Source organism: Phyllobacterium sp. 01N428, assembly GCF_056399405.1.
The window spans coordinates 17,716-42,854 of the sequence record NZ_JBFTRH010000009.1 but is presented as its reverse complement, the minus strand read 5'-3'; the positions used below and the strand labels follow the sequence as shown (position 1 = coordinate 42,854).

The following is a 25,139-nucleotide window of genomic DNA, read 5'->3' as shown; positions in this document are numbered from 1 at the left end:
GAAAGGTTTGGGGATAGACACGTCTGCCAATCGATTACTGCGCCGTTCCTCCTCCCTGTCCCTTCGCTGTTCCTCCCATTGAAATCGTGACCGGCACGCGCACGAGGTCCCTGTCCCAGGTGACTTTGCATCCGGTCAACCTATAGCGTGTGAAATAGATGAAGGCATTGTCCCCGGTATCCTGGAAAGACGGTGCCTTCGCGTTGGGGTCGAGCAAGGCAGGGTAGAACACCCTGCCATCGGCCCCGCAACTCTTCTCCCACAGCAGCGGCGCTTCAAAAATGAGCCTTGGCTCCGACCAGTTCACCAGATCCCTTGAGGTCGATGCATAGATTCCGGAGGCGGTCTTGCCGTCCTCGGTGCGCCGGTCGCCGAAGACGGCAATGACTTCACCGCTGCCGCGATATTCGGATATCGAACCGATCATGCGGCCGATTTTATTTGTAGATACGGGCGCACAGACATGATCCTTCGCGTTTGCTGTTTGCTGGCGGAACGGATCGATGAATTGAACCGAGAATTCCTTGCCGTCCCAGGCGCGCCACGAAGACGGATCGCCAAGGTCGCGCGTGCGCAACACGCAGTTGCCACGCTTCTGGTCGCGATAGCCATCCGCGAAGACCATGGCGTAATACCAGCCGTCGCGCTGGATTATGTTCGTCGGATTGGCATAGCCGACACGTGCCTTGCGATCATTCGGGAAAGGGTAGGGGAGGTTCGCAACCATCGGGCCGGCACCTGACCCGGTTTCCGGTGCAAAGTTCTTGCCGCCATCGCGCGACACCAGGGCGGTGACTGTGTTCAACAGGCAGGAACTATAGGATTTGTTGCTGCAAAGACCAGGGGCGCGATTGCCGCGCAGTTCCATATGGGCGAGCGCATAGACGGTCTTGCCGTCGCCGGTCCACACGCCGCTGATCCAACCCATATCGTCATACTGACCGAGGACATTGGACTTCTTCGCCTGGTAGATGACCGCACATTCGGGCTGCAGGTGATTGAGATCCGGACCGCTGAAGCGGCGATTGTCATTATGGCTGGCGATCAGGTGGACTTTGCCCTCAGAGTCGCGAAAGGCACGTGCCGGCGCATCGGGCACGTGCGACTTGACGCAGGCCTGCTTTGCCCAATCGAATACCATTTCCTCCGGGCCGGAAACGGCGAGCGTGGCGCTCGGCGTCTCCTGGCCAAGAGCAGGCCCAGCCACCGCCAGCACGAGTGCGGCGGCGGCTATGGCGAAGCAATTGCGCATCAGGCAACCTTGCGGACGGGTTCTTTAATGCGCTTGCTCGTGTCGGTCATCTTGTGGTCGACACCGTTTTCGGTGAGGAAGCGATGCATTTCACCATAGGTCTGGTACCATGCGCGATTGTACTTGTCGAAGAGCGACTGATCCCAATAGTCCTCCAGCTTGAATTCCTTGTTGCTGAAGACGTCGAAGCTCGGAATCTGGTAGGTCTCGGCGAACTCGACCGTACGGCTGTCATAGGTGAAGTAGATCGACGGGGTGCCGTTCGACAAGGCCATCAGGTTGCCGTGCAGGCGGTAGCCAAGGACGAGATCCTTGGACTGAACGAGATCCTCGTAGTCGGCAACCACGTCCGAATAGAACATGCGCTCGCGATAGAGCTTCTCGACAGTCTCGTCGAGGAACCAGTCAGAGACCCACTTGTTGGCCTTCAACGCTGCGATGGCTTCCTCTTTCTGCTCTTCCGTGCCGAAGACGAGCTTCTTTTCCTCGACTTCGCCCTGCGACATCAGCACAGCGTCGAAGCGTCCGGCAAGTTCCTTGACGAGGTCACGATGGAACGTCAGGTAGCGCTTGATATCCTGTGCATAGGTCGGCGAGACTTCGCGGCGCATGGTGATGCCGATGTTCTGGACATCATCGAGCGCCGGCAACTTGATGCGCATTTCGGGATCGTTGCGGCGGAACGCCGTCGGGCAGCCGACGATGCGCACATTGCGGATACCGATGTCCCAGAGCACCTGCGCCGAATAGGCGCCGCGCACGCCGATAGACGCGGTGGAATCGGCCATCATATGGAGGACGGTCTTGGTTTCCTCGGAAAGCTCGAGCTTGCCCTTGACCGGAGCCTGCGCGCCGATGCCGAAGGCGATGACCGGCAGGCCGAGACGCTTCAGAACCGGGATGGTCTGGCTCCAGCCCATCGACTGATGAACATAGTTGGAGCCGCGCAGGAAGACGTAGTCATATTCCTCCCGAAGGCGGTCGATGTCTTCCATCTTGGGTTCAGCGATCGGCAGTACGCCGAGCTTGTCGTAATTCATCAGCTTAAGCGACGAGTCGAATACGAAAGCATCGCCAATATTGTGATAGTGGTTGATGCTGCGCTGAACATCCTTGTAGTTGTACCAGCGAACACTGTCGTGATCGTACACTTCGCCTGAGGGGATCATTACGAGTACGCGTGCCATAGAAATTACCTCCGTTTGGCTTTCGGACTTAACGGTGTTTCAGCGTCAACTCGCTTGCGAGAGAACGATGTCCGCATTTGTCGTGACATTTATCGGTTGGTTGCGTGTCGATTTCAGTAGTCGTTCATAGAGTTCCAGGTGCGCCTCGGCACACTCGATGTGGTTGGTCGGTTGGCGGATAGTTTGGTGCAGGCGCTCCCAGATAGTCTGGTCGCTGAGAACCTCGGTGAAGCGGTCGGCAAGGTCTTCGGCGCTGCGGACGCGGAAGTGCAGACCATCCTCGCCGTCGCGGACTTTTTCGGCCATGCCGCCGATATTGGAGCAGATGATCGGCCGGCGATGGTGCAGCGCCTCCTGAATAACGATGGGGGAATTTTCCCACCACACGGAAGGCATGACCACCCAGTCGACCGACTGCATCAGGCGCGGCATTTCTGAATTCTGGTAGGCACCGTAGAAGCGCACGCGCGATCCTGCGTCCTCGATGAGCTTTTCCATGCGATCCTGGAAATCGCGCGGCTGCTTTTCGAGATTGCCGCCGAAAATCATCAGACGCGAATCCTCGCCCCACACGTCTTCCGGAACACGCGAGACCGCATCGATCAGCACATCGACGCCCTTGAACGGCGTCATCTGGCCGAAATAGGCGAAGCGGCCGCGCCGGGGCTTTGGTCCGGTCAGTTCGCGTGGCGGCGTAACACCATCAATGAAGATGCCGTTTTCGATCACGCTGAGTTTTTCGGGATCAAGGCCCCATTCGGCATATTTGCGCGCAAGGAACATGCTTGGGGAAACGAACCCGTCGGCGAGTTCGAGCATGCCGCGGACGAAGCGCTCACGCTTGAGGAAGCGCGCCGGCGGGATGTCGGGAAAACAGCCGTGGCAATCAATCGGCGAGGCCTCGTTGCAGAGCTTGGCCGATCCCGCCTTCACCATCTGCCCATGATTGTGGCAGATCGACAGGAACTCATGGAACGTGACGAGGATCGCCGTATCGGGCAGCGCCTCGCGAATTGCGTAAAGCGCCTCAAGTCCAAGACCGAGGACATGGTGGAAGTGCACCACATGTGGATTGAGGTCGCCAACGAAGCGCAACAGGTCGCGGCGGATCTCGTCTGTATTGTTGTTGGACAGATAGAAGTGATCGTACTCGTCCGCGTGAAACAGGATCTCGTCGCTGCTGCGTCGCAGGCTCATCAAGGCCGTTGTTCCATGGCGCGGGATCGGATGGCCGGCGCGCGCGAGATAGACGGACTGAACGCCGGGGAGCGTATTCAGGCCCTTGTGAAGATTGTAGGAGGCGATTTCTGCGCCACCCAGGGAAATGCTCGGGTGTGCGTGCGAGACCACGAGTACCCGAAGTTGTTCAGTCATCTATTTGACCTCCGATGGCATGCCATCTTTCGTTAGAATCTTAGCCCAGCGGGAATCGAATACCTGGCGGTCGATGCGCTCGATCAAGGCAATCGTCGAAGCCTTGTCGGAGACGGATATGTCGTCCGTTCCGAGCATCTGCGCCGAAGGCAGCCAATAGGACCTGAGGCCGGACTGCTTGAGTTTGAGGCCGAGATCGAGGCCCTTCTCATGCGTGCCGAGATAGCCGCGGGTGAAGCCACCCACGGAAAAAAGAGCGTCCCTCGGCAGAACGCAGCATTCGAAGGTGGCCGTGGCGACTTCCGTCGTACCCATGCCGGTGACGGCATCGATCGGGTAGCCGGCATAGCGGCTGATGAGCGCCCGGTCGGACTGTGAGCCGGCAACCCAGGTGCCTGCCCAGCGGATGGAATCATCCTCATAGGCAAGGGTCGGCGACAGCACGCAGGCCTCGCGGTCATGATAGGCCGCAAGCAGCTTGTGGAACCAGCCATTGTTGCGCGGCAACAGCGACGCGGCGAGGAACACCACGGTCTCGGTGGAAACGGCGCGTGCGCCGACTTCGAGCGCATCGTAAAGGTCTTCCGAACCGCTCGCCGACACGAGCCGCAGGCGCAAGCCATAGAAATTGGCCAGCCGGCGCACATGGACGCCGATACGGTCGATCAGTTCCGCTGCAGCGGCGATAACGATCGGCGCGCGGCGCGTTTCAGGGTCGAGCGCAAGAAGCGTCAGGAGCGGAGCGATTTCCTCAACGCGTTCGTCGACGCCGATGACAATGGCCGGTCCTTCGGCTTCCTCGAAGGCGCCGACATCGACAACACCGAAGATTTCGGGCGCCGGGCGGCTGACGACGCGCAGCAGAGGTACGAGCTGCTGATCGACGATATGACGCAGCGCCCAGGCATTTGGATCGATAGCACGGATCTGCCGGACAACGGCATCGCGCGAGGTGATGCGGGTCGGCGTCAGCGGCATGAAGGCACGGCGCGTATCGCTCAAGGTGAGTTCGAGATAGAACGGCGCCGTGCTGTCGCCCTCGAGCTCCGGTGCGAAAGCAACAAAGCCGTGAGCATGCCGGTTCGGGTTGAGGCCTGCATTGAACGGCGGCTGGTTGTCGAAGCCGCGGGTAACGTCGGGCCGGTCGATGCGCGTCCAGTTGCCGTCGAGCTGCGCTTCGCCGCGATGCCGCCGCAACTTGACGGCTTCGACGTGACTGTCGGGATCGAGCAGCCAGCCCGCGATCAAAAGGCCGCTGCCCTCGACGCGGTAGGCGTTGTCGATGCCCATGCGCACGGGAAATGGCAGGCTCGAAACCGTCTCGGCGCCGTCAAAGCGGTTGGCGGCGGAGCGCATACGCAAGAGGATTTCCGTCGAACTGCGAACACGCGGCAGGATCGCCCGGACGTGGCCGGGCGTCTCGCGGTTGCCGGCGATGACACGGCGGTCATAGACTTCGGTGAAGCGCCATCCGCGACGTCCGCGGAACAGCAACCGCTCGATATCATTGGGCTCGACCGCTTCGCTGGCAAGGAGAAGACCCGCAAATCCCGATGCCTGGTCCTGAAGATCCGGGCGGGCGAATACACTGATCGAGCACTCGGCGATCGAGGGGGTTTTGCCGCTGATCAGGAGACGGGTCACCGAAGGCGTAAGGTCCTGCGCCCATCCCTGGACGAAGATCTCGCCTTCATCGCTGCCGCCGATAAGTTCGACACAGCCATCCGATCGCGCGCCTGCCTGCAGCAGTGCGGTGATCGCCGAAAGTTTCTTGCGGCCGATCGGACCGGATATGAGGCCTTCCACAAGGCCGTCGATAACGACGGGCAGATCAGCGCCCGCAAGGTCGGTCACCATGGCGACGAGGTCGCCGATGGCGGCGGCGCGCCCTGCGAAGGCATAGCGTGTCGCCTGCGCTTTATGCTGGAAGAGCACGGTCTTCAGCGATCGGCGGCGCAAGATATTCGTCGGCACGATGGCAACGAAGCCATGGGTACCAGCAGGCGAGGGCTCCTTCAGGTGCCAGCTGACAAGCGGCACTTTCAGGCTCATCGCAGGATCACCGTTCAGGAATACCGTGACCTGTTCGGAGGTCAGGCCACCGATGCCGAGAACGAGAATGAGCGTGTCATCAATAGGGCATCCGACCACCATCTCGCCTTCCATCACCATCGGGTGACGTTCGGGCGCTTTGCCGGATCGGGACGCCGGCGTATGTTCTTTTTCGTCGGGAAGCACTTGCTACTCCATGATCTCAAGAAAAGGCGAACATCGCGACGGCGGCGCCGGCCGCGATGCCAACCAAAGTGAACAGCAGCAGAAGCAACGGTTTGGCCTCGCCGCCCGAACGCTTCTGCAGCGACTCGATGCGAGTCTCGAGGCCAGCAACCACACCGTCCATACGCATGAGGTGAACGTCGAGTTCGGTCAGGCGCTGGTTGATATCGCCGCGCAGCGTCTCAATTGAACCACTGATATCAACGAGATCGACCGTCGGGCTGTTACCGGCACCGTCGATAACCGTCGTCGCGTGGCGCTGGATCGAGCGCTGATTGACCTGAAGCTGGCGCTGCGACGCCATCAGCACGTCGAGTTTGTCGAGGATCCGTGTCATCGGCGCCGCAATCAACGCTTCCGCGGCCTGTTCGTCGGGGCGTGGCACGCGCAGCGGATGCTGCTTGCCGCCAGTCGTAATGGCGACGACGCTAAGTTCGCCGGCGCGCCGTACCGCAAATTCCGGCAACATCACGTCGAAGGCGTGAAGGCCATCGCCGATGCCGTTGCGCTTCAAGTCCGGCCGGTCGCGGTCGGCGACGGCCTCGGCGATCGGCTTGCCGTCCAAAAGCACGCGGATGGTCAGGCGATTGCCGGGCGTTGCCGGATCGAAGGCCCAGCCAAAGAGCCGGCTGTTGTCGATTGCGTCGACACGGCCCTTGATGCCCTGCTGGCTATTATCCTGTTCAGGCGTGGCGCTTGGAGCGGCTTGAGCTTGCGCTGGAGCCTGCGGCGCCACTTTTGTCACAATGGACATGGTGTACTCCTCTAGGCTGCGACACGCGCAGGACGCAGGCTCTCGATCAGTGCGAGATAGCGCAGTGCCGTCGTGTCTATGGTTTCGGGGTGACGCGCCCCATGGCTCAGGATCTCGCGCAGATCCGGGTCCTCCACTATGCGCCGCATGGCTGTAGCCAGCGCCGTCGGGTCATTCGGCGGAACAGTCAGGCCGTTGACACCGTCCTCGATCATCTCGGCCATGCCGCCAATATTGCTGGTAATGACAGGACAGTTCTGGCCTTGGGCTTCCTGGATGACCAGGGGCGCATTTTCCCACCAGATCGACGGCATGACCATGCAATCCACGGAACGGATCAGGCCAGCAATGTCGTCGCGGCGGTAGGCTCCCCGCCGTTGCACCACCGGCGCGGTTTCGGCGAACAGCTTGTCAATGGCCTCGACGAAATTTTCGCTCTGGAAGGGAGCGGCGCCATGAACCCGCAGCTCGAAATCGAGACCTTCGGCAATGAGCTGCTTGGCCGCTTCGAGCAGGACCGTGCCACCCTTCCATGGGTTGAGATTACCGAAATATCCAAATACCGGCTTGCGGCGCGCCGGCGCGTCTGCCTGCGGCGGAGTCGGGCGTTCGGGCTGGCCGTTCGGAATAAGGCTGATCCTCTCTTCCGGCAGGCCCCATTCGACATAGCGCTGCTTGAGGAAGGCGCTCGGAGCGACATAGCCGTCGACAACGCTCAGGAGCGATTTCAGATGGCGCTCGCGTAGGACAAACTTATCAAGCGGAATATCCTTGAAACAGGCATGGCAACGGTCGGGGCTTGCGCCGTAGCAGAGTTCCTTTTCCTTTGTGCGGACCATCAGACCGTCGTGGTGGCAGATCGGATAGTAGTCATGCAGGGTCATGACGATCCGGCAGTCGGGCAACGTACGGCGGACAATGTGCGGAAACTCTGCGCCGAGCAGCAACAGGTGATGCAGGTGCACGATATCAGGGCGAAAATCCTGCAAGAGTTCAACAATATCCGGAACGACACCGTAAAGGTCGATCTGGCTCATGAAGAACCGGTCGAAATGGCCGGACCACAACAGGACCTCGTCGCCACTCGAGCCGATGCTCTGAAAGCTCGTGCCCGGGCGTTCCTGACGATGGATCTGGTTGGTGGCGCCGAGAAACAGGGCCTCGCAGCCCGCCCTCTGGTAGGCGCGAAAAAGATCGTGCGCAAAGATTTCAGTCCCGCCCGGATGAAGGGCCGGATGGTTGTGGGCAGCAACGAGAACGCGTGTCATCGGCCGTCCTCCCTGTATTCTGCGATGAAGACGTCCTGGTAGTGGTCGGCGGGCGCGCCGCGCCAATGACCAAGCGATTTCGTAACGACCGAAAGCCCGGCGCGGGTCAATGCGCGATCGAGGAAGCCATCATCGAAGCCAACCGCCGCAAGCGGCGGCATTTCCGGCACGAACCAGCACGGACCTTCGTCATAGCGCTGGAACCCGAGACGCGCGTCACGCTTCTTCAATCTATTTTCTTGTGCGGACTGATCGACCACGAATGCAGTCATGAACACGCGCCCGCGAGGAGCAAGCACGCGTTCGACTTCGCGAAGATAGGCGGTGACTTCTTCGTCGGGCAGATGGGTGACGACCGAAGTCATGATGATGAAATCGAACTGGCGGCTGTCGTAAGGCAGCTTCAATTCTAGACCGTTGATCTCGCCCTTCGGATTATAAAGCGAGTGGGCGATATCCACCTGACGGAACTCGAAGTTCGGGTAGGCCGGGCTGACCATGCGCTGGCACCAGTTGATGCCCCCGGCAACGGGGTCCATGCCACAATAGCTTCCACTATCGCCGTCAAGATATTGCGTGAGCGGCACCGCCATGCGGCCGATGCCGCAGCCGATGTCGAGAACGCGGCTTTGCGGCTGCAGGCCGCCCATGCGAATGAAATGGCCAAGAAACTCGGCGCCCACAGCCTGGAAATCGCCATCGCCTACAAAGATGCTGTCAGGGTCAGGGCGCGGCAGGAAGCGGTTGCGCAACACGGCATCCGTCAACCAGCGGACATGATCCTCGTTGAAGGGGAGGTGACGCTCGGCCCGAGCCTGCTTCAGTGCGATTACCTCGTTCAAGCTGCACTCCTTTTCGACTTCTCGGCGACGAAGTCGGTCACGGTTTCGTCCGCAGCCTCGTCCACGTAAGTCGTCATCAATTCGGTGATATCTTTGTTCCAGCGCTTGGTGTGCAGCCAGGAATTGTACTGGCTGGCCAGCCCGCGCATGTAGTCCGGGCTGCGGCGTATCGAGCGCCGCTCGAAATGGTAAAGCGAAACCGCCGGCTGATAGGCAATCTGGAAGCCGATCTGGCGGATCTTCATGCACAGATCGCTGTCTTCGTAGTCACCGATGATATAGTCCTCGGTAAATCCGCCGACGAGATCGTAAATATCCTTGCGGGTGACGAGACAGGCGCCCGTAACCGCCGGGACAGTGCGCGCGATCTGTGCCGGCGCATAATTGCCGGGCATGCCCTTGTGGAAATGGTGGTTGAGCCAGACATTGCGCCGGTCGCGGGCGAAATAGAGCCCGGCGTGCTGCAGGGAACCATCCTCGAAGAGCAGCTTCGGACCGATGGCGCCGAGCTTCTTTTCTTCGAGCAAGGGCTCGACCAGCGGCCCGAGCCAGCCTGCTTCGGTTGGCACGACGTCGGAATTCAGCATGACGAGCACGGTGCCGCTTGCAAGGCTAGCGCCGGCATTGCAGGCGCGGGCATATCCGCCATTCCGGTTCATGATCGCAAGCTTCATCGGCAGGCCGTGGAGCAGATGCAGGCCGCCGAGAAGGTGCTCCGTATCCTCCTGGATTTCGGGCGAATCGAGAACGTAGATGAGTTCCGCATTGGCAACGAGCCAAGGATCGGTCGCCATCGCGGAAAGTTGGAAACGCAGGAAGTCGAGGTTGCGGTAGAGCGGTACAACGATCGAAACGAGGGGGGCAGCCGGCATCACGCCGAACTCTTTCGTATCGGCGATGCGAACCGTCTTGCCGAGCTTGCGCTCGACCTCGGTGAGGGCAGGCGCAAGGATATTCTCAAAGACCTCACTGCGCGCATGCTGCGGCGGGACGGCGCGCAGGATCCGGTTGCGCTGCGCTGCGGGCTCGAAGGGCTGCAGCGGCGGAATAAGCGGTGCGGTCGCCCCGGAGGTCAGCCGCATCTGGAATCGCGGCTGCAGCACTGGACCCGCAGAAGAGGTTTGCGGCACCCAGGCGACAAACCCGGTGACATCCGCGCCCAATCCGTCTTCGCGCGCCTCGGTCTTGCCTGCGAACTTGTAGAAATTGGGCTTGAGCGGAAAGATACGGCCTTCCTCGGTTAGATATTCGATACCGGCAAGCATGGAGGAAGGATCATGCGTCCAGCCGCCAACGAGCAAGCCGCCGTTGAGCGCAAGGGCAAGGTCGATCTCCGCGGCGGGATGCGTCTGCGACTTGGCGATCTGCTTGGCTGTGAGCGGCATGCGCATCTGCATGTCGATCGCCGTTGCAATGCCCGCAGCTGGAATCTGGGCAAGCTGGCGCACGAGGAACTCGCGAAGCTCGGGATGTGCCTGGTTCTTGCTCCACCACTTCTGGAAATCGCCGGGGGCAGCCTCCCGATCCGTCAACTCGCGTATGGCGACGCCGTTCTTGCCGGTGAGAATGATGTGGAAGGATTGCGGAAGTGTTTTCGCCGACTCGACGAGCAAGTGGCATGGTTGCCAGCCCTTGCGGACGCGGTTGCCGATGACGAACTTCGAAGGCAAAGCTGAAACAGAATTGGATCCAATCGCATAGATCGAGGTAACGTCGCCAAGTTCGGGATCGATTGCCGTCTCAAGCAGATGCTGGCCCTCGAGCGGTTGCGCACAAACGCGAATCTTGCGCGGCTCGGGGGCGAGCGCCAACGCGACTTCACGCACCACGCTGGCAAAGACCTGATTCTGCGAGAGCCGGAACATGCTGCGCCAGGTGCTCAGGAGATTTGTGAGCAGCTTGATATGGCCCGCTGCCGAAAGGTTGTTAACCGCCCGATCGACGTCGAGATGCGGCAGCTCGGCCGCCGGATAAAGCACCGTCTGTTCTGTCGGCCCAAGCGAACCCGCGGAAAGCGTCAGGCCAATAGGTTCGTCCTTGGTGCGCATGGCCCAAAGGACGCGGTGCCCGCCGGTTTCAAGAGGAATATTGAGGCTGACCAGAGGAACAGGTTGTTCCTTCGATTCAAGCACGCATTTGGTTGACGCCCGCATTGCGCCGGGCAGATCCCAGATCAGGACAGCAATGTCCGCGCAGAGCCGGGAGACATAAATACTCTCAGTATCGCCTTCAATGTCCGTCGAATGGTCGAGGTTCAATACACGGCCCTTTCATTCATAGCGGAAGGAACGCGCCCCGCATGGAGCGGAGCGCGCAATTCGATTTCACGATCAATGAACGGTGAAATAGTTGTCCGGATGAGCCTGCACGTCTTCCGAGCTGGTGTTGACCAGCGTGACGGAATCGCCGTGACCGAGGTCCACGACAACATTGTTGCCGACCTGGGTAACGCGCGACGCGAGGTCGTCTGCGGAATGGATGTCCTGGCCGTTGATACCGCTGGAGATCTGGAGGATGTCTTCCCCAGGGGTAAAATCGAGCACGACATCATTGCCGCCACCGCCGGTGAACTGGAACACGTCGTTACCGGCACCACCGATAAGGACGTCATCGCCAGCGCCACCTGCAATGAAGTCATTTCCGGCGCCGCCGAGAAGAACGTCGCTCCCGGCACCACCAAACAGCGTATCGTTGCCTGCTCCACCCTGGAGGACATCGTCGCCCTTGTCGCCGAAGAGAACGTCATCGCCGTTGCCGCCGCTCAGGACGTCATCACCATTTCCACCGAACAGAACGTCCGTTCCCTCGCCGCCGAACAGAGCGTCATCGCCCTTGTCGCCGAACAGGAGATCGTCCCCCTCATCACCAAAAATCGTGTCATGACCATTTCCGCCAAAGACAACATCATCACCGCCATGGGCGCGGATGAAGTCGTCGAAACGCGAGCCAAACAAAACGTCGTCGTAGGCGCCGCCTTCTAAAGTGGCCATCTGCTTCTCCTTCTGTCCTGCTTTGAGTTTACAAAATGCCGGAGCTGTTCCGACGTTTATGCTTTAACGATTGTGCACTGCACCAAATCGAAATGCAACCTAGTCATGGAATATAAATGTGGCAACACATAGTAACAATTTATTACACGAATGTATTATGACATGTAATAATTCGTGAAAGTAATTTATATTTTACGAGATACTACTTTGGATCTGGATATTAATTGGAACTACTTTATTTCTAAATTTGAAGTAATCTAGAGACATGGGGCCGTAAGGGGCAATATGCCCCTTAATCCTCGCGGAACGCCCTATTAAAGCTGTCGGCAATCGGAGAGGTTATGTACTCGATGGCCTTACGCGATTTGTGGACGATGACGACCTCGGCCGGCATGCCGGGATAGAGCTTCACCTGCGGATTGGCCGCAAGCGATTGCGGCGTGATTTCGGCGCGCGCGACAAAGTAGGCAGCGTCCGTCTTTTCGTCGACGAGCTGGTCGGCGGCAAGATAGGTGATTTTTCCGTCGAGCGGAGCCTGGGCGCGCTGGTTATAGGCCGTGAGCCGAACCTGGGCAGGAGAGCCGACCGTCACGCTATCGATGTCGCGCGGGCCGATCTTCATCTCGACGACGAGCGGCTCGTTTTCCGGTACAATATCAAGGAGTGGCTCGCCGGCAGCGACGACGCCGCCAGGCGTGCGCAATCGGATATTGGCAACGATACCTGCCTGAGGCGACTTGATCTCTACGCGGCGCATCACATCCTTCGCCGCAACGATGCGTTCTTCGACATCGGCGAGTTCGACCTGGCTCGTGGTTATTTCGCCGGCGATCTCCGCCTGCATGTCGCTTTCGATGCCGGTGAGCGCAAATTCTGCGCCGGCCTTGGCTTGTTCGGCCTTGGCCTTGTCGCCGGCATACTCGCCGCGATCACCCGCAAGCTCGCTGAGGCGTGTGTCGATCTCGATGAGTTTCGAGCGCTGGGCAAATCCCTTGGCGACCAGACTTGCAATGGCCTTGCGCTGTTCGTCGATCAGTTCGATCTGCCGATCGGTCGCCCTGGTCTGGACGTCGAGCGCCTTTGCCTGTTCCGTATATTGCTCGATGGTCTTCTTCTGGATATCGATCTTGCTCTCTTTTTGGGTCTGGCGTTTGGTAAAGAAGACCTGCTCGGCCTTCTTGGCGCTGTCGGCGGAAATATCGCCCACCTCGCCGAAATTGGCAGGAAACGTAATTTCGGTGTTGCCGGCTTGTTCGGCGCGTAGGCGTGCGAGCTTGGCGATAAGACCGACGCGGCGGCTCTGCAGCGACTGCAGATCCGAGCGTGCGCGCGTATCATCGAGCCTGATCAACGGCTGGCCGACTTTTACCTCATCGCCCTCCTGCACAAGAACGCGGTCCAGTATGCCACCCTCTAGGTGGCTCACCGTCTTGCGCTTCGAATCGACGATGACGCTGCCAATGGCCACCGCGGCACTGCCGAGTTCGGCCGAATAGGCCCAGCCGAAGAAGCCGCCGAAGGCTATGGTAATGGTCAGGACCCCGGCGATAATCAGCCGCCGGAGCGGCGGGTGGTCGGAATCATGTTCGAGTTCCGTATACCAGACAGGTCTGGCGATCGGCCGGTGCGCCGCAAGCTGACTGCCGACGGTTTTCATTGGAAGCGAAGCGTGGGCGCGAACCGGCAAATTCTTCTTGATCTTGTCAATCATGCTCCGGCAGCCCCCATCTTCGAATTGACCGGCGTAATCGATGCGACCACATCCGTACGCGGCCCGAACTGGGTGATCCGGCCGTTTTCGAGAACCAGAAGTTTGTCGGCCACCTGCATGATTGTCGGTCGATGCGCGATCATGATGACGATGGCGCCATCGTCACGTGCCTGTTCGATGGCCCGCATCAGTGCCCGTTCGCCGACCGAATCGAGATTCGCGTTCGGCTCATCGAGAACCATCAACCTCGGGTTGTTATAAAGGCAACGGGCAAGGCCGATGCGTTGTCTCTGTCCGCCCGAAAGCGTCAGGCGGCCATCGCCTACCGGCGTGTCATAGCCGAGCGGCAGACGCCCGATCATCTCATGCACGTCGGCAAGGCGGGCCGCTTCAAGCACACGCTGTGGCTCGCTATCGGTCATGCGGGCGATGTTGTCGCGAATCGTCCCTTCAAGGAGCGCAACCGATTGCGGCAGATAGCCGGCGATCTCGCCAAAGGAGCCGCGCTCCCAGAGATAAACATTATTGCCGTCAAGGAAGACGCCGCCGGCGGTCGGCCGCACGATGCCGATGAGCAAGCGCGCCAGAGTGGATTTGCCGGCCGCCGAAGGTCCGACAATGCCAAGCACTTCGCCCGGCGAAAGTGAGAATGAAATACCCTTGATGATCGGCACGTCGACACCCGGCGCGGCATAGACGAGCTTGTCGATGACAAGATCACCGTGGGGGCGCGGGGTGGGCATCGTCTGCCGCACCGCAAGATTCTGCGACAGCAGCGACTGAATGCGTTGCCAATTGCCGACGGCCTGCACCCAAAGGCGCCAGTTATCGACGACATGGTCGAAGGGGAGCAGCAACCGTCCGACGAGAATACTCGCGGCGATCATCGCACCCGGCGTAATCTGGCGATCCATTGCGAGGAGCGTACCTGCGGCGAGCACGGCGATCTGGACCATGAAGCGCATGGTGCGGGCGATTGTCGCCATGGCACGGCTGCGGCTGCCGCCGAGATCGAGGAGGCCGATCGCATTCATCTGCAGCGAACGCCAGCGGCGGGCGAGGGCGGGCAACATGCCCATGGCCTCAATTACCTCGGCATGCCGGAGCGTGGAGCCGATCTTCGAAATGGCTTCGATATTCGCCTGGTTTGCATCCTTGACGAGGCTGCGCGTCATAAGATCGGTGATGACGCCGCAGCAGACGAGGACAATCACAGCGATGACGCCGATGATGCCGTAGACCGGGTGCATAAGGAAAAGGGCAGCGAGGAAAATCGGCGACCAGGCCGCATCAAGCGGCGCACTGACCGCCGAAGAGGTCAAAAAGCTGCGCAATTCTGTCAGATCACGGAGTGATTGCGTCGCCTTCGGCAGGCCCTGATCGATCGAAGCCTCGACCGCAGCCGATAGAACCGGAAGGTTCAGCCGGCGCACAAGCGCGCTGCCCATCGCCTGGAAGGACATGGCGCGAATGAACTCAAGAACACCGAAAACTATAAGAGCGCCCACCGCCAGGATGGTGAGCATGACCAGCGTGTCCTTGCTCTGGCTGTTCAGGACCCTGTCATGCACCTGTAGCATGTACAAGGGTACTGTAAGTTGCAAAAGGCTGATGCAGGCACTGAGCAGAGCGGCATAAAGCAGGCCCGCCATGAATATCCTACGGGCCCGTAAAACCAGCGCTTTTGGCTCGGCGTTCGCCGCCGAAAGCGCTTTTTTACCAGCATGGCTCTTGCCATTTGGATTGATTTGACGAGTATCTGTCATATGTGATCTGCCTTGGAAATGACACAGCCTTTGGTTAGCCCTGGGGCGTCAGTCTAATGCAATAGACTTATAGAGTATTACTGCAGAGAATGTGACAGAAAAAAGTTCTTTTGGTGGGGAAATCAACGAGGGAGACCCGAAAACATACTTGTAACTTACTTCAAAATTTGAAGTAAAATTGACTAGGAGAGAAGGATGATACAAAAACTTCTACACGAAGGAGTGGAAGTCGAAACATCTATCGACGGCTTCGCAGCCGCCGATTTCCCTGAAACATCAGCCGACAACAAGAAGGCGAAGCCCGCAAACCATGCGGTTGTCGTCACACACTTCGAACTGGCGCGCATGATAGAACGCGTCAATCGTCGCTTTGCTGGCGTGCTGCGCAATGAGATGACGAAACTCGGAATCGAAGACGTGGGGCCGGCTCAGGCAATGGTTCTTTTGGCGATAGGGGATGTCGAACTTTCGGTTGGAGAACTCCTGGATCGCGGCCACTATGTCGGTTCCAATATCTCATACTATCTGAAGCAACTGGCTGACGGGGGCTATATCGACAGGGTTGCTTCGCAGCGGGACAAGCGCTCGGCGCGTATCAGACTAACTGAAAAGGGTGAGCAATTGTGTGCCGATCTGCGCAACGCGGGCGGCACCTACAACCGATTGCTCGCACGGGACGCAGAAGACCTCCGCAACCTGGAAATCGCCTTCCAAACCTTGCATCGACTCGAACTGGTTTGGGGCAATGCCACGCGTTACGGACTATGATTTGCCTTTGAGCGATCCCAACCAAACGTCAGGCAACCATCGCTGTTTCTATTGGGGCCGTTTCTGACGTCATGCATGTGGCATTCGTTCATCGACGCGGATTCGGGCAGTTTGCGGCATTGGCCTCCCACCTTGCCGAAACTGGCCACGATGTCAGCCTGATCAGTGAATCTGTCGACCGGCGTATTCCATCGGTCCGCGTCATTCGGCATCGCGTCGAGCCCGGTCCCCGGGCTGACAGCCAGATGGCGCGACACCTCGGCATCCCGGATCACCATGTCCGCATCGGCCATCGCGTCGCGGAAACCCTCGACGCGATGGTTCGCCACGGCGAACGGCCGGATATCGTCATCGGTCACATCGGCTGGGGTAGCATGATGTTCGTCAAGGACGTTTTGCCGCAGGTTCCAGCCATCGGCTACTGCGAATTCTTCTATCGCTCTGAAGGCGCTGACGTCGGGTTTGCGCCTGACGACGTTCCCGATCTCGATACACGAAAGCGCTTGCGGCTGCGCAATGTGGCGCAGCTTCTCACCCTCGAGGCGATCGATGGCGGAGTAAGTCCGACCCGCTGGCAAAAGAGCCTTTATCCGGCGCCGGCCCAACGGCGGATAGCCGTGTGCCATGAAGGCGTAGACACCCAGCGTTTTCGTCCCGACCGCAACGCGACGCTGAAGTTTCCAGATGGGCGCGTGCTAAAACCCGGCGATCCGCCCATCGTTACATTCGTTTCGCGTGATCTCGAGCCCTATAGGGGATTTCCTCAGGCGCTCGCCGCGGCGGCAAAAGTCATCCGCAGCAATCCTGATGCCATTTTCGTCTTTGTCGGTGGTGATGGCGTCAGCTATGGCGCTCCTCCGCCGGGAGGCGGTTCGTGGAAAGATAAACTGCTGGCCGAGCACGATATCCCGGCGGACCGCATCGTCTTTCCCGGCGCTATCTCGCACGATCTTTTGCGCAGGCTCTACCAGGTCTCGGCGGCGCATATCTATCTGACCTACCCCTTCGTCCTTTCCTGGTCGGTTATAGAAGCCATGTCATGCGGCGCATTGATCATCGGTTCCGACACAGCACCGGTCCAGGAGGTGATCCGCTCGGGACAGAACGGGCTGCTTGTTCCCTTTTACGATACCGACGCACTCGCCGGCACGATTCTCGACGTTCTCAAAGCGCCGGAGAAATTTATGCCATTGCGCGTTGCAGCGCGGCGCACCATCGAGCGCAATTTTAGGCTGATCGACTGCATCGGGCGGCAAAAAGCGCTAATCAATACGGTCTTGCAGGGCAACTGAGGCCGCTATCTATTCCTGGTCTGCCGGTTGATTGCGGCATTGCGGTCCTGAACGTCACGCAGGCTTGTATCCGCCGAGCCACCGGCAATCTGGCCACCGCCCGAGCCATAAGCGCCGCCGCGTCGGCCACCGCCCACCATATTGGTAACAATGCGAACGACGCGATCGCTGCCGAAGGCATCGCTGATCCATTCCTGCGTGCTTGTCGCGATGCGCCCGGCGAAAGGCACGATCTGTGCCATGAGAAACACGCCGGCAATACAGATCAAGACGAAAGGCGCCACGTCCTTGATCATCAGCGGCGCATCGGGATTGCTGACGGCCTTGAACAGAACCATGATGTTGGCGCGGACGCCCAGAATATAGAAGCTCAGGAAGGTGCTGAGGAAGATCGGGACCAGCATGGCCTGGAGCGTACCCGTCAGCCAGCCGGAGAAGAAGCGCGACGGTATCTTGAACATCAGCAGGATGATGAAGATCGGTGCCAGCGCCAGCATGACCCATAGCGCCATCTTGGCGAACAGCATCAGGAACATCGCATAACCGACGAAGAGCGCCGCGGAAATCCAGACAATTGCCGACTGCAATGAGGTCGTCAGCACTGTCTCGAGCGGGTTCGTCGGCGGCTTGCGCGCTGGCGTGGCAGGTTGGGCTCCCGGGACGGGCTTGCCGTCTGGCCCTAAGACTTCCGGAGCGGCGGCGTGCGACGCCGTCGCTTCCCGTTCGATCTTCACCGACGCCCGGACAGCAATCGAATAGATCGTCGAAATATCGGTTGCGACTGTCCCGACTGTCATCGCCTTGCCGGTATCCGGATTGACGATGTTGTTGAGCATCACATTGTTGCTGACAAAAAGCGGCGCCATGGTCACAACCTGATAGACCGCAACCTGAAACGGGCCCCAGCTGGTGGCAAGAAAGAAGATCACCGCGAGCCGAAGCATGCGGAAGGCAGCGGTAACGACATTCGTGTCGCCGCGCCCCTGCCAGAATTGAAAGCCCCAGAAGACGAGGTAGAGCACCATCAGCCCGCTGAGCACCGGCGTCATATAGGCGGCAAGAACGCCGTAGGTGGTTGCCGTGAAACTCTTGCCGAGCGCATCGATGTTGGATGACAGGGCAGCAATGAAATTTGGCTCCATGCCGCCCGTCCTATAGTGGCTGCTGGACGATGATATTCGTCAGCGCTTCGTTGACCGGCATCAGCGGCCCGCAGTCATCGACCGGTCCGAACGACAGCGCGGATGCGGGCAAATCACACGGAGTCTTCAATTTCTGCCGGCTCGCACAGCCTGAAGCAAGCAATGTGGCAAGCAGAATTACGCATACACAAGTTACTCTCACACCTTCACTCCTTGCCCGCAAAAGGCGGGCAACCATTGCTTGGGATCGTCGCCGAGCTTCTCCCTGAGGGCATTCAGTTCCAGTATTGTCTCCGCCCGTCCCGAAAGAACCTTGAGGAGGTCGTCCATTTCCGTCAGGCGCAGTCGGGCGATGACCGATTCCTGTCCGTGCTTGATCAGAAAGCAGCGGCTTGCCGGATCCGTCGACTTGATCCACTCCATTTCGCGCGCCGAGAGGCCGAGCCCGCCGGCATGACTTTCGAGGTCGGCGCGTGGATTCGGGAAGAAAATATGCGTCGCACTCTGCTCGATCAGCGTATGGGCGATGTTCGAATTGACGATGTCCGACGTGCTCTGCGTGCCGAAGCCGATGATCCCGTTGAACTTTCGGATCGTCTTCATCTTGTCCCTGATAAAGGCCGCAAACACCGCGTCCTCCAAAAGCCGCCAGCCTTCATCGAGGAAGATCTGGATCGGAGTCCCGTCGAGGAGTTCGTCGAGCCGGTGGAAGATGTACATCAACGCCGCGCTGCGGGTCAGCGGATCGTCGAGGATCTTGGTCATGTCGAAGCCCGCGACGTCAGACCAGGTGAAGCGATCGACGGGATTGTTGAACAGCCAGCCGACCTGGTCCGGCCGCAGCCATTTTTCGAAGCGCGCCAGCAGATCGTTCTCACCGGCGCGAATACGTCCTCGCAGCAGCGTGGCAAAGGCCGGCAATGATCTTCCCTCAGGGGTCGTCGTAAGAATCTGGGCGATTGCCGAGCGGATGACGCTTTCTTCGCTCGCCGGCAAGGGCTGTCCGTCGGGCCGGCGCAGCATCAGCGAAAACAGCTGGAACAGGAATTCACGATTGGGACCGGTATCGCTGAGCTGCAGGGGATTGAACCCGGTCGGCTCGCCCGGCTGCAATATCTCGTAAGTGCCGCCAAGCGCGCGGATGAAGATCTCGCCGCCGCGGTCCTTGTCGAAGAAGATGCAGCGGGGCGTCGGCTTGATGCGCTGCGACTGGGCCATCAGGAAAGAGAGGGCAACGGTCTTGCCCGATCCCGACGGACCGACCATGGTGAAATTGCCGAGGTCGCGCACGTGGAAATTGAAGAAATAGGCGCTCTGGCTAGTTGTCTCCAGAAGCGAGATAGCGCTGCCCCAATGGTTGCCGTCGCGCTTGCCGCCCGGGAAATTATGCAAGGAAAGGAACCCGGCAAAATTCTTCGACGAGATCATCGCCGAGCGCGCCTGATAGGAGAAGTTCCCCGGCAGCTGCGCCCAGAAGGCCGCCTCGCAGTTCAGATCTTCCCGCAACCAGATGATGGATTGGTCCGTGAGCGTCGCGCCGACAGAGCGGATGCAACGGTCGAGTTCGGCCTTGTCGTTGCCGAGGCACATGATCGACAGATGGTGCTCGCCATAGATGGAACGCGAGCTCAGAAGCTCGTCTCGCGCTCCGACAAGCTGGTTGCCGATGATGGAGCCGGCTTCGTCAGCCATGGCGATCTGGCGCGAAACGCGCTCGATCTGGTTTTGTGCAACCGGCTTGTCGATAATGGAAAAACTTTGGCTGACGATGAATTCGTGCGGCACCTTCAATAGGCCATCAAGGAGGAGGGGGCCCGTATAGGAAGGATATTCGCGCACCGACAGCATGGCGCCGAGGCGGGAATCGGCAGGCGGCGTCGCGCCGACGAACTCGACGGCATTGCGGCCGAAATGGAGGCGCTTCATCGCCAGCGCGCCGTCGAGCGGCATGCGCGGCAGACGCATCTTGACCGGCTCGATCCCATTCAAAATCTGGACGAGGAATTCGAGCGGCTCGGAATAGAAAACGCCAGGTTCCGTCTCGCGGATGCCGAGGAGCTTGACCTGATAATCTTGCAGGACCTCGCGCACACCGAGGACGGCATCGCGCAGTTCGCGCAGTTCCTCGGCTTCGCCCTGCCGCGCGCCCTTGGGTTGGCCCTTGCCGCTGCGCGCAAAGATGCCCTTGGCGATGGTTTCAATCATGCCGACCTGGCCGCGCAGCGGCCGCCGGACGATGGTGATGTACATCTCGTTGACGAACATGCGCCGCTGCTCGAGCTGCGCCATATAGCGGCGGTTCAATTCGTCGGCGAAGGGGTTGGTGAACTCGCCATCGAGCTTCGGTTCGAGCCGCCGCCGGATCATGTGGCCATAGACCGCATACCGGCTGTTGCCGAGCGTGCGCAGGATGGTGTTGCGGCCTTCGAGCTTGCCGTTGATCTGCGCCATGTCGGCGGTTTCGAAGCAGAAGCCTTCGACCTTGAGCACGCTCAGGAGCAGGCCGTCCTTCGTGCGCAATGTGGTATCGTCCACATGGCGCGTATAGGGCACGTGGGCGGCGACGGAGCGTTCGCGCGTCGCCTGGGCGCCGTAGCGCATTTCCTTGCGGACAGCGCGCGACATCATGTCGGATCTCCTGGCGCGTAGCTTTTGACACCCCAGAGGGTGGTGGACTGCGGCGGTGTCTTGGCGGCCTTGACCCGCAAAATGTTGAATATCTGTTCGTCGCGCAGCGTCAGGAAATAGCCGAAACTGTGGATAGGGAGCACGAAAAAGAGCGTGAACAGGCTCTTCGTCGCCAGAAAAATGACCGCCGTTACCACCATGTTGAACATGGCGTACATATACGGCACGCCGAACAGGGTCGGTGCGCGTGTCAATGCCTTGACCAACGGGATCATGTCCGGCGCTTCCTCAGTCATCTCATACCCTTTCCGGCGAAACCGGCCGCAATCGCAAACGTTGATCCGGCACGCTGCCGCCTGTCCGCACCGAAGATGCGGACCTGCACATCCAACCTTGCTCTCGTCACCTTAAGTCTCCGATCGGACGGGCCGATCCTGCCCCGGCCCTAGTGGCCCAATGCGCCCTGGAAGAACGAAACGATCTGTGTCGATCCGAAAACTAGGACGATGCCCATGATGACGGAGCCGGCGATGCCCCAGGTAAACCGGCCGGTCCAGGCAAGGAACCCGCAGCTTATGACGGCAAGAATGGCCAACATCGACGCGATCGGCCCCGTCAGAATGTTGATCATGGTCTGCAGGACCGAGGATACCGGCTGCAGACTGGACTGTGCGAAGGCTTCGCCGGCAAAAAATGTAAGTGACAGAGCCAATGCAGCCCCGGAAATGCGCAATCTATTAAACATTCTGACTACTCCACATGTAATACAAATCCTTGAGTCCATTCCTCCGGCTTGGCAGGTTGGCCCTCGTTCTTCTTGCCCGCCGTCCGCTTTTCGCCGTCGGACACTGGCACTCCAAGCGACTTCCATCCGTAGAGATCGGTGAGAATGGCCGAGACATAGCGAACGGTTTCGGGATAGAGCGGTATGCCGCGATTTTGGTCGACGGCGCCCTCACCGGCATTATAGGCGGCGAGCACGTAAAGCGGGTTCTGGTAGCGCTTCTGCAAGAATCGCAGATACCGTATCCCGCCGCGGACATTGTCTTCCGGGTCGCAGATATCGACGCTAAAGCGCTTCGCCGTGGCAGGCATCAGTTGCATCAGCCCCACTGCGCCCGCGCTCGAAACGGCATTCATGCGAAAGCCGCTTTCCTGCCTTGCAATGGCGAGGAGAAAGTCGAGGTCGAACGCTTCTTCGTCCGCTATCTTGCGGATGATGATTTCGCCCTGTTTTGCATCCGGCGCCTTGCTGAAATCGCAGCCGGCAGGTTTTGCGGCAATCGTTGCGCTGGGCGGATTGACCGGCGCCGCATCCTCGATGACCGTCACCTTGACCGGCGCATCTTCAGCAAGCGCGACGCTCACCGAACCGGCAGCCATCACAGCGAAGGACGTCAGCAGGAGACAAATCCGGTTCATTGCTTGCGCCCCAGCGGAACGACACCGGGCTCCTGCATCTTCGAAAAGTCGTTATAGGCAGCTGGTCTTTGCCGTCCGGAGCGCACGAACGGATCGTAAAAGATTTCGGTAACGACACCCGGCCGCCCATCGCGCCGGCCAAGCTGGACCACGAGCGGCACCGTCGCCCGCAACATCTCCACGATCTCGACCTTCGTAAGGCCAAGCCCGCCGCCGCTGCCCTGCATGACGAGCAATGCGAGGCGCGTATAGGCGGCGCTCGGCGAATTCGCATGCACCGTCGACAGTGAGCCGGGGTGGCCCGTGTTGATGGCCTGCAGGAAGTCGATCGCCTCGCCGCCGCGGATTTCGCCGAGCAGCAGCCGGTCCGGCCGCATGCGCAGCGATGCTTCAACCAGATGGCGCGGATCGACGCGGGCGACGTTCTGGTTGCCGCGCGTCGCAATAAGGCTGACGTGGTTTTCCTGCGGCGGCGTCAGTTCCGGCGTGTCTTCGATCGTGATCAGGCGTTCGTAATCCGGAATCTCCTGCATCAGCGCGTTAAGAAAGGTGGTCTTGCCCGAACCTGTGCCACCCGAAATCAACATCGATACGCGCCGGCACACAGCTTCGCGCAGGAAAGACTCGATGTTGCCGCGCGCAATCAGGTCGCAAAGCAGCGTTTCATCATCGGTCAATTGATAGGCGCTGTCGGTGACAAGGGTCGAGCGAAGTGCCCCTGAGGCCGCATAATCGTCGAGCACGAGTTGGCGTGTCACCTGACGGCGAATGACGATGGCGCCGCCCTTTGGTGCAGCCGGCGGCAGCACCACCTGGACGCGCGCGCCGTCGGGCAGGGACGCCGAAAGAATCGGCTCTTCCTCGTTGATGAACTGGTGGCTGGCAGCGGCAACCCGCTCGGCCATGAACCGCATCCGCTCCGCTGTCAGCTCGGGCATGACGTAGCGCATCATACCCGGCTGGCCGACACGTTCGACGAAGGCGATTCCCGGCTCATTGACGCAGATTTCCACGACATCGGGAGACTGCAGAAAGCCGCGCAGCGGTGCGAAGGCGAGATCGATGAGATCGGAGAGCGAGGCAGCGTAACTCATCGCAGCCCCCCTCCGAGCCTGACTTGAATACGGTCAATATTTGCCATCCCAGCCTCGCCCACGTTTGAGTTCCTTCAGCTTCTCCTGAACGGGATCGGGATAAAGTTCGGAAAAATCGAGATCGCGCCGCACGAAGATCGCAACCGGTGTGCCCTGATTGATGCTGATCGTCGGCTTGATGTTCATCGTGCTTTTGAGAACCTCTTGTCCGACCTGCGCGAGCCCCTGGGCAGCTGCGCCAAGTGCCTTGTTGCCAAGATCTTGTCCGACATTGTTGTCGGGATAGATGGTGTTGACGGTCGTCTTGCCCGTAATCGGATCGGTGATCTGCGTCGTGATCGGGCCGGTGTTGTAGGTGGTGGCACGCGAACCTGTGTCCGCAAAGGCCTGCGCGCCAAGGCTGAGAAAGCTCAGCACAAAAGCCGAACCGTACTTGGCGAGGTAGTGATTGTTGACATCGCCGGCCGAGCCGGAGACGCCAAGTTCATCCGTGCCGATGGAGCCAAGGTTGAGCGACACGCCATCGGCGCGAAGCAGCCGGTTCCACACGATAAAGGCGCGCTTCTGGTTCTGCTCGACCCCCGCATTATATTCGCCGATCATGCGCGAACCCGAGGGGATGAGCACGCGGCGTCCATCGAAGGACCACACATCCTCCGTCGTTACGGCGCGCACCATGCCGGGCAGGTCGGTTTGCACCGCCGTTTCGAGGACACCACGGATCATCGTGCCTTGCGGCACCAGCGCGTCGATGCGCTTGGTCTGCTCAGCCGTCGCGACTTCCACGGGCTTGGCGGCCAAGGCGGAGAGAAACTGGTTGTTCGGGTTGGTGTCCTGGAAGGTTGCGGCGCTCTTTTCCTTTTCCGCCTGCTCCGGAGTCTTGCCTGCCTGGGCCAGCGCGTCGACCTGGCCTCCGGTCTCGGTCACCACCATGGGCGAACGGTAGCGCTCCCATCTCTTCTGGTCGTTTTCGGATTCGCGTGCGAGCCGTTCGGCCTCGAGTGCCTTGCGCTCTTCGGCGAGGCGGCGCGCCTCTTCCTCGGCAGCCTGCTTTGCTCGCTCGAGTTCGGCGTCCGTCGCCGAGGTCCCGGTTGGCTGTATCGGCGCTGGCGCCGGCGCTTCGGGCTCCGGCGGCGGCACGTTCAGCTGCACTTTTGCGGGCGGTGCCAGGAATTCCTCGTTCTCATTCGATTCCACATTGTCCGGCGCCTTCGGCTGCGCCAACCAGAACGGCATGGCCAGAAGGGGAATCGAAACCATGCCAAAAAGTACGACGATTGCAGCCTTGCTCAAGCCGCGCTTCGGCTCCGACAGTTGCGATTGCGCGCTTTCCTCTAGTTCGACGCTTTGATGATAATTGGGATCAGGCATG

At 59.9% G+C, this 25,139-nt stretch carries 20 protein-coding genes; 2 read left to right on the top strand and 18 right to left on the bottom strand.

What is annotated here, in order from left to right; translation table 11 throughout:
• Positions 1–34: 34 nt before the first annotated feature.
• The 11 genes from AC1DNI_RS19775 to AC1DNI_RS19725 all read right to left on the bottom strand — a co-directional run bounded on the left by AC1DNI_RS19775 (position 35) and on the right by AC1DNI_RS19725 (position 15,421).
• The gene (locus AC1DNI_RS19775; RefSeq protein WP_477693113.1) at positions 35–1,252 is read right to left on the bottom strand and encodes a hypothetical protein; all 1,218 of its coding nucleotides are present in this window, start codon (positions 1,250–1,252) and stop codon (positions 35–37) included.
• A complete protein-coding gene (locus tag AC1DNI_RS19770; RefSeq protein WP_091924550.1) occupies positions 1,252–2,439 on the bottom strand; it encodes a polysaccharide pyruvyl transferase family protein in 1,188 nt (395 codons plus the stop codon). The genes AC1DNI_RS19775 and AC1DNI_RS19770 overlap by 1 nt, the downstream gene beginning before the upstream one ends.
• Before the next feature lie 45 nt (positions 2,440–2,484).
• Positions 2,485–3,813, bottom strand: coding sequence for a glycosyltransferase family 4 protein (locus AC1DNI_RS19765; protein WP_091924546.1), 1,329 nt, complete (start codon positions 3,811–3,813; stop codon positions 2,485–2,487).
• Positions 3,814–6,051 carry a glycosyltransferase family 2 protein gene (locus tag AC1DNI_RS19760; protein WP_091924543.1) on the bottom strand — a complete coding sequence of 746 codons (2,238 nt, stop codon included), beginning with the start codon at positions 6,049–6,051 and terminating at the stop codon, positions 3,814–3,816.
• 16 nt (positions 6,052–6,067) lie between these two features.
• Entirely contained in the window at positions 6,068–6,844 is a 777-nt protein-coding gene (locus AC1DNI_RS19755) for a hypothetical protein (protein ID WP_477693112.1), read from the bottom strand.
• Between the two features lie 11 nt (positions 6,845–6,855).
• Positions 6,856–8,112: a glycosyltransferase family 4 protein gene (locus AC1DNI_RS19750; RefSeq protein ID WP_477693111.1), complete on the bottom strand. Its 1,257-nt coding sequence runs from the start codon at positions 8,110–8,112 to the stop codon at positions 6,856–6,858.
• Positions 8,109–8,954 carry a class I SAM-dependent methyltransferase gene (locus AC1DNI_RS19745; protein WP_477693110.1) on the bottom strand — a complete coding sequence of 282 codons (846 nt, stop codon included), beginning with the start codon at positions 8,952–8,954 and terminating at the stop codon, positions 8,109–8,111. Before AC1DNI_RS19745 ends, AC1DNI_RS19750 begins: the two co-directional genes overlap by 4 nt.
• The gene (locus AC1DNI_RS19740; RefSeq protein ID WP_477693109.1) at positions 8,951–11,212 is read right to left on the bottom strand and encodes a glycosyltransferase family 2 protein; all 2,262 of its coding nucleotides are present in this window, start codon (positions 11,210–11,212) and stop codon (positions 8,951–8,953) included. Before AC1DNI_RS19740 ends, AC1DNI_RS19745 begins: the two co-directional genes overlap by 4 nt.
• 72 nt (positions 11,213–11,284) lie before the next feature.
• The gene (locus AC1DNI_RS19735; protein ID WP_027232973.1) at positions 11,285–11,944 is read right to left on the bottom strand and encodes a calcium-binding protein; all 660 of its coding nucleotides are present in this window, start codon (positions 11,942–11,944) and stop codon (positions 11,285–11,287) included.
• Between the two features lie 292 nt (positions 11,945–12,236).
• Positions 12,237–13,655, bottom strand: a complete 1,419-nt coding sequence (locus AC1DNI_RS19730; RefSeq protein ID WP_477693108.1) for an HlyD family type I secretion periplasmic adaptor subunit — start codon at positions 13,653–13,655, stop codon at positions 12,237–12,239.
• Positions 13,652–15,421 (bottom strand): type I secretion system permease/ATPase, encoded by a 1,770-nt coding sequence (locus tag AC1DNI_RS19725; RefSeq protein ID WP_477693107.1) that lies wholly within the window; start codon positions 15,419–15,421, stop codon positions 13,652–13,654. The genes AC1DNI_RS19730 and AC1DNI_RS19725 overlap by 4 nt, the downstream gene beginning before the upstream one ends.
• A gap of 198 nt (positions 15,422–15,619) precedes the next feature.
• On the opposite strand from AC1DNI_RS19725, the gene AC1DNI_RS19720 reads away from it, so the two are divergent.
• Entirely contained in the window at positions 15,620–16,189 is a 570-nt protein-coding gene (locus tag AC1DNI_RS19720) for a MarR family transcriptional regulator (protein ID WP_477693231.1), read from the top strand.
• A 71-nt stretch (positions 16,190–16,260) separates the two neighbouring features.
• The gene (locus AC1DNI_RS19715) at positions 16,261–17,481 is read left to right on the top strand and encodes a glycosyltransferase family 4 protein (RefSeq protein WP_477693106.1); all 1,221 of its coding nucleotides are present in this window, start codon (positions 16,261–16,263) and stop codon (positions 17,479–17,481) included.
• A 5-nt stretch (positions 17,482–17,486) separates the two neighbouring features.
• Here the strand turns inward: AC1DNI_RS19715 and AC1DNI_RS19710 are convergent, their stop codons facing one another.
• The 7 genes from AC1DNI_RS19710 to AC1DNI_RS19680 all read right to left on the bottom strand — a co-directional run bounded on the left by AC1DNI_RS19710 (position 17,487) and on the right by AC1DNI_RS19680 (position 25,138).
• On the bottom strand, positions 17,487–18,623 hold the full coding sequence (locus AC1DNI_RS19710; protein ID WP_477693105.1) for a TrbL/VirB6 family protein: 1,137 nt from the start codon (positions 18,621–18,623) through the stop codon (positions 17,487–17,489).
• Positions 18,624–18,821: 198 nt separating this feature from the next.
• Positions 18,822–21,251, bottom strand: a complete 2,430-nt coding sequence (locus AC1DNI_RS19705) for a VirB4 family type IV secretion/conjugal transfer ATPase (protein WP_477693104.1) — start codon at positions 21,249–21,251, stop codon at positions 18,822–18,824.
• Complete coding sequence (locus tag AC1DNI_RS19700) at positions 21,248–21,547, bottom strand: VirB3 family type IV secretion system protein (protein ID WP_477693103.1); 300 nt, start codon at positions 21,545–21,547, stop codon at positions 21,248–21,250. Before AC1DNI_RS19700 ends, AC1DNI_RS19705 begins: the two co-directional genes overlap by 4 nt.
• Positions 21,548–21,696: 149 nt before the next feature.
• Positions 21,697–21,996: a TrbC/VirB2 family type IV secretion system protein gene (locus AC1DNI_RS19695; protein WP_027232981.1), complete on the bottom strand. Its 300-nt coding sequence runs from the start codon at positions 21,994–21,996 to the stop codon at positions 21,697–21,699.
• A 5-nt stretch (positions 21,997–22,001) separates the two neighbouring features.
• On the bottom strand, positions 22,002–22,673 hold the full coding sequence (locus tag AC1DNI_RS19690; RefSeq protein WP_477693102.1) for a lytic transglycosylase domain-containing protein: 672 nt from the start codon (positions 22,671–22,673) through the stop codon (positions 22,002–22,004).
• The gene (virB11, locus tag AC1DNI_RS19685) at positions 22,670–23,767 is read right to left on the bottom strand and encodes a P-type DNA transfer ATPase VirB11 (RefSeq protein ID WP_477693101.1); all 1,098 of its coding nucleotides are present in this window, start codon (positions 23,765–23,767) and stop codon (positions 22,670–22,672) included. Before virB11 ends, AC1DNI_RS19690 begins: the two co-directional genes overlap by 4 nt.
• Before the next feature lie 33 nt (positions 23,768–23,800).
• Positions 23,801–25,138, bottom strand: a complete 1,338-nt coding sequence (locus AC1DNI_RS19680; protein WP_477693100.1) for a TrbI/VirB10 family protein — start codon at positions 25,136–25,138, stop codon at positions 23,801–23,803.
• Position 25,139: the final 1 nt, after the last annotated feature.

Coding starts and splice junctions, on each gene's coding strand:
- AC1DNI_RS19775 (WP_477693113.1), bottom strand. CDS start 1,252: ATGCGCAATTGCTTCGCCATAGCCGCCGCCGCACTCGTGCTGGCGGTG.
- AC1DNI_RS19770 (WP_091924550.1), bottom strand. CDS start 2,439: ATGGCACGCGTACTCGTAATGATCCCCTCAGGCGAAGTGTACGATCAC.
- AC1DNI_RS19765 (WP_091924546.1), bottom strand. CDS start 3,813: ATGACTGAACAACTTCGGGTACTCGTGGTCTCGCACGCACACCCGAGC.
- AC1DNI_RS19755 (WP_477693112.1), bottom strand. CDS start 6,844: ATGTCCATTGTGACAAAAGTGGCGCCGCAGGCTCCAGCGCAAGCTCAA.
- AC1DNI_RS19750 (WP_477693111.1), bottom strand. CDS start 8,112: ATGACACGCGTTCTCGTTGCTGCCCACAACCATCCGGCCCTTCATCCG.
- AC1DNI_RS19735 (WP_027232973.1), bottom strand. CDS start 11,944: ATGGCCACTTTAGAAGGCGGCGCCTACGACGACGTTTTGTTTGGCTCG.
- AC1DNI_RS19730 (WP_477693108.1), bottom strand. CDS start 13,655: ATGATTGACAAGATCAAGAAGAATTTGCCGGTTCGCGCCCACGCTTCG.
- AC1DNI_RS19725 (WP_477693107.1), bottom strand. CDS start 15,421: ATGACAGATACTCGTCAAATCAATCCAAATGGCAAGAGCCATGCTGGT.
- AC1DNI_RS19715 (WP_477693106.1), top strand. CDS start 16,261: ATGCATGTGGCATTCGTTCATCGACGCGGATTCGGGCAGTTTGCGGCA.
- AC1DNI_RS19710 (WP_477693105.1), bottom strand. CDS start 18,623: ATGGAGCCAAATTTCATTGCTGCCCTGTCATCCAACATCGATGCGCTC.
- AC1DNI_RS19705 (WP_477693104.1), bottom strand. CDS start 21,251: ATGATGTCGCGCGCTGTCCGCAAGGAAATGCGCTACGGCGCCCAGGCG.
- AC1DNI_RS19700 (WP_477693103.1), bottom strand. CDS start 21,547: ATGACTGAGGAAGCGCCGGACATGATCCCGTTGGTCAAGGCATTGACA.
- AC1DNI_RS19695 (WP_027232981.1), bottom strand. CDS start 21,996: ATGTTTAATAGATTGCGCATTTCCGGGGCTGCATTGGCTCTGTCACTT.
- AC1DNI_RS19690 (WP_477693102.1), bottom strand. CDS start 22,673: ATGAACCGGATTTGTCTCCTGCTGACGTCCTTCGCTGTGATGGCTGCC.
- virB11 (WP_477693101.1), bottom strand. CDS start 23,767: ATGAGTTACGCTGCCTCGCTCTCCGATCTCATCGATCTCGCCTTCGCA.
- AC1DNI_RS19680 (WP_477693100.1), bottom strand. CDS start 25,138: ATGCCTGATCCCAATTATCATCAAAGCGTCGAACTAGAGGAAAGCGCG.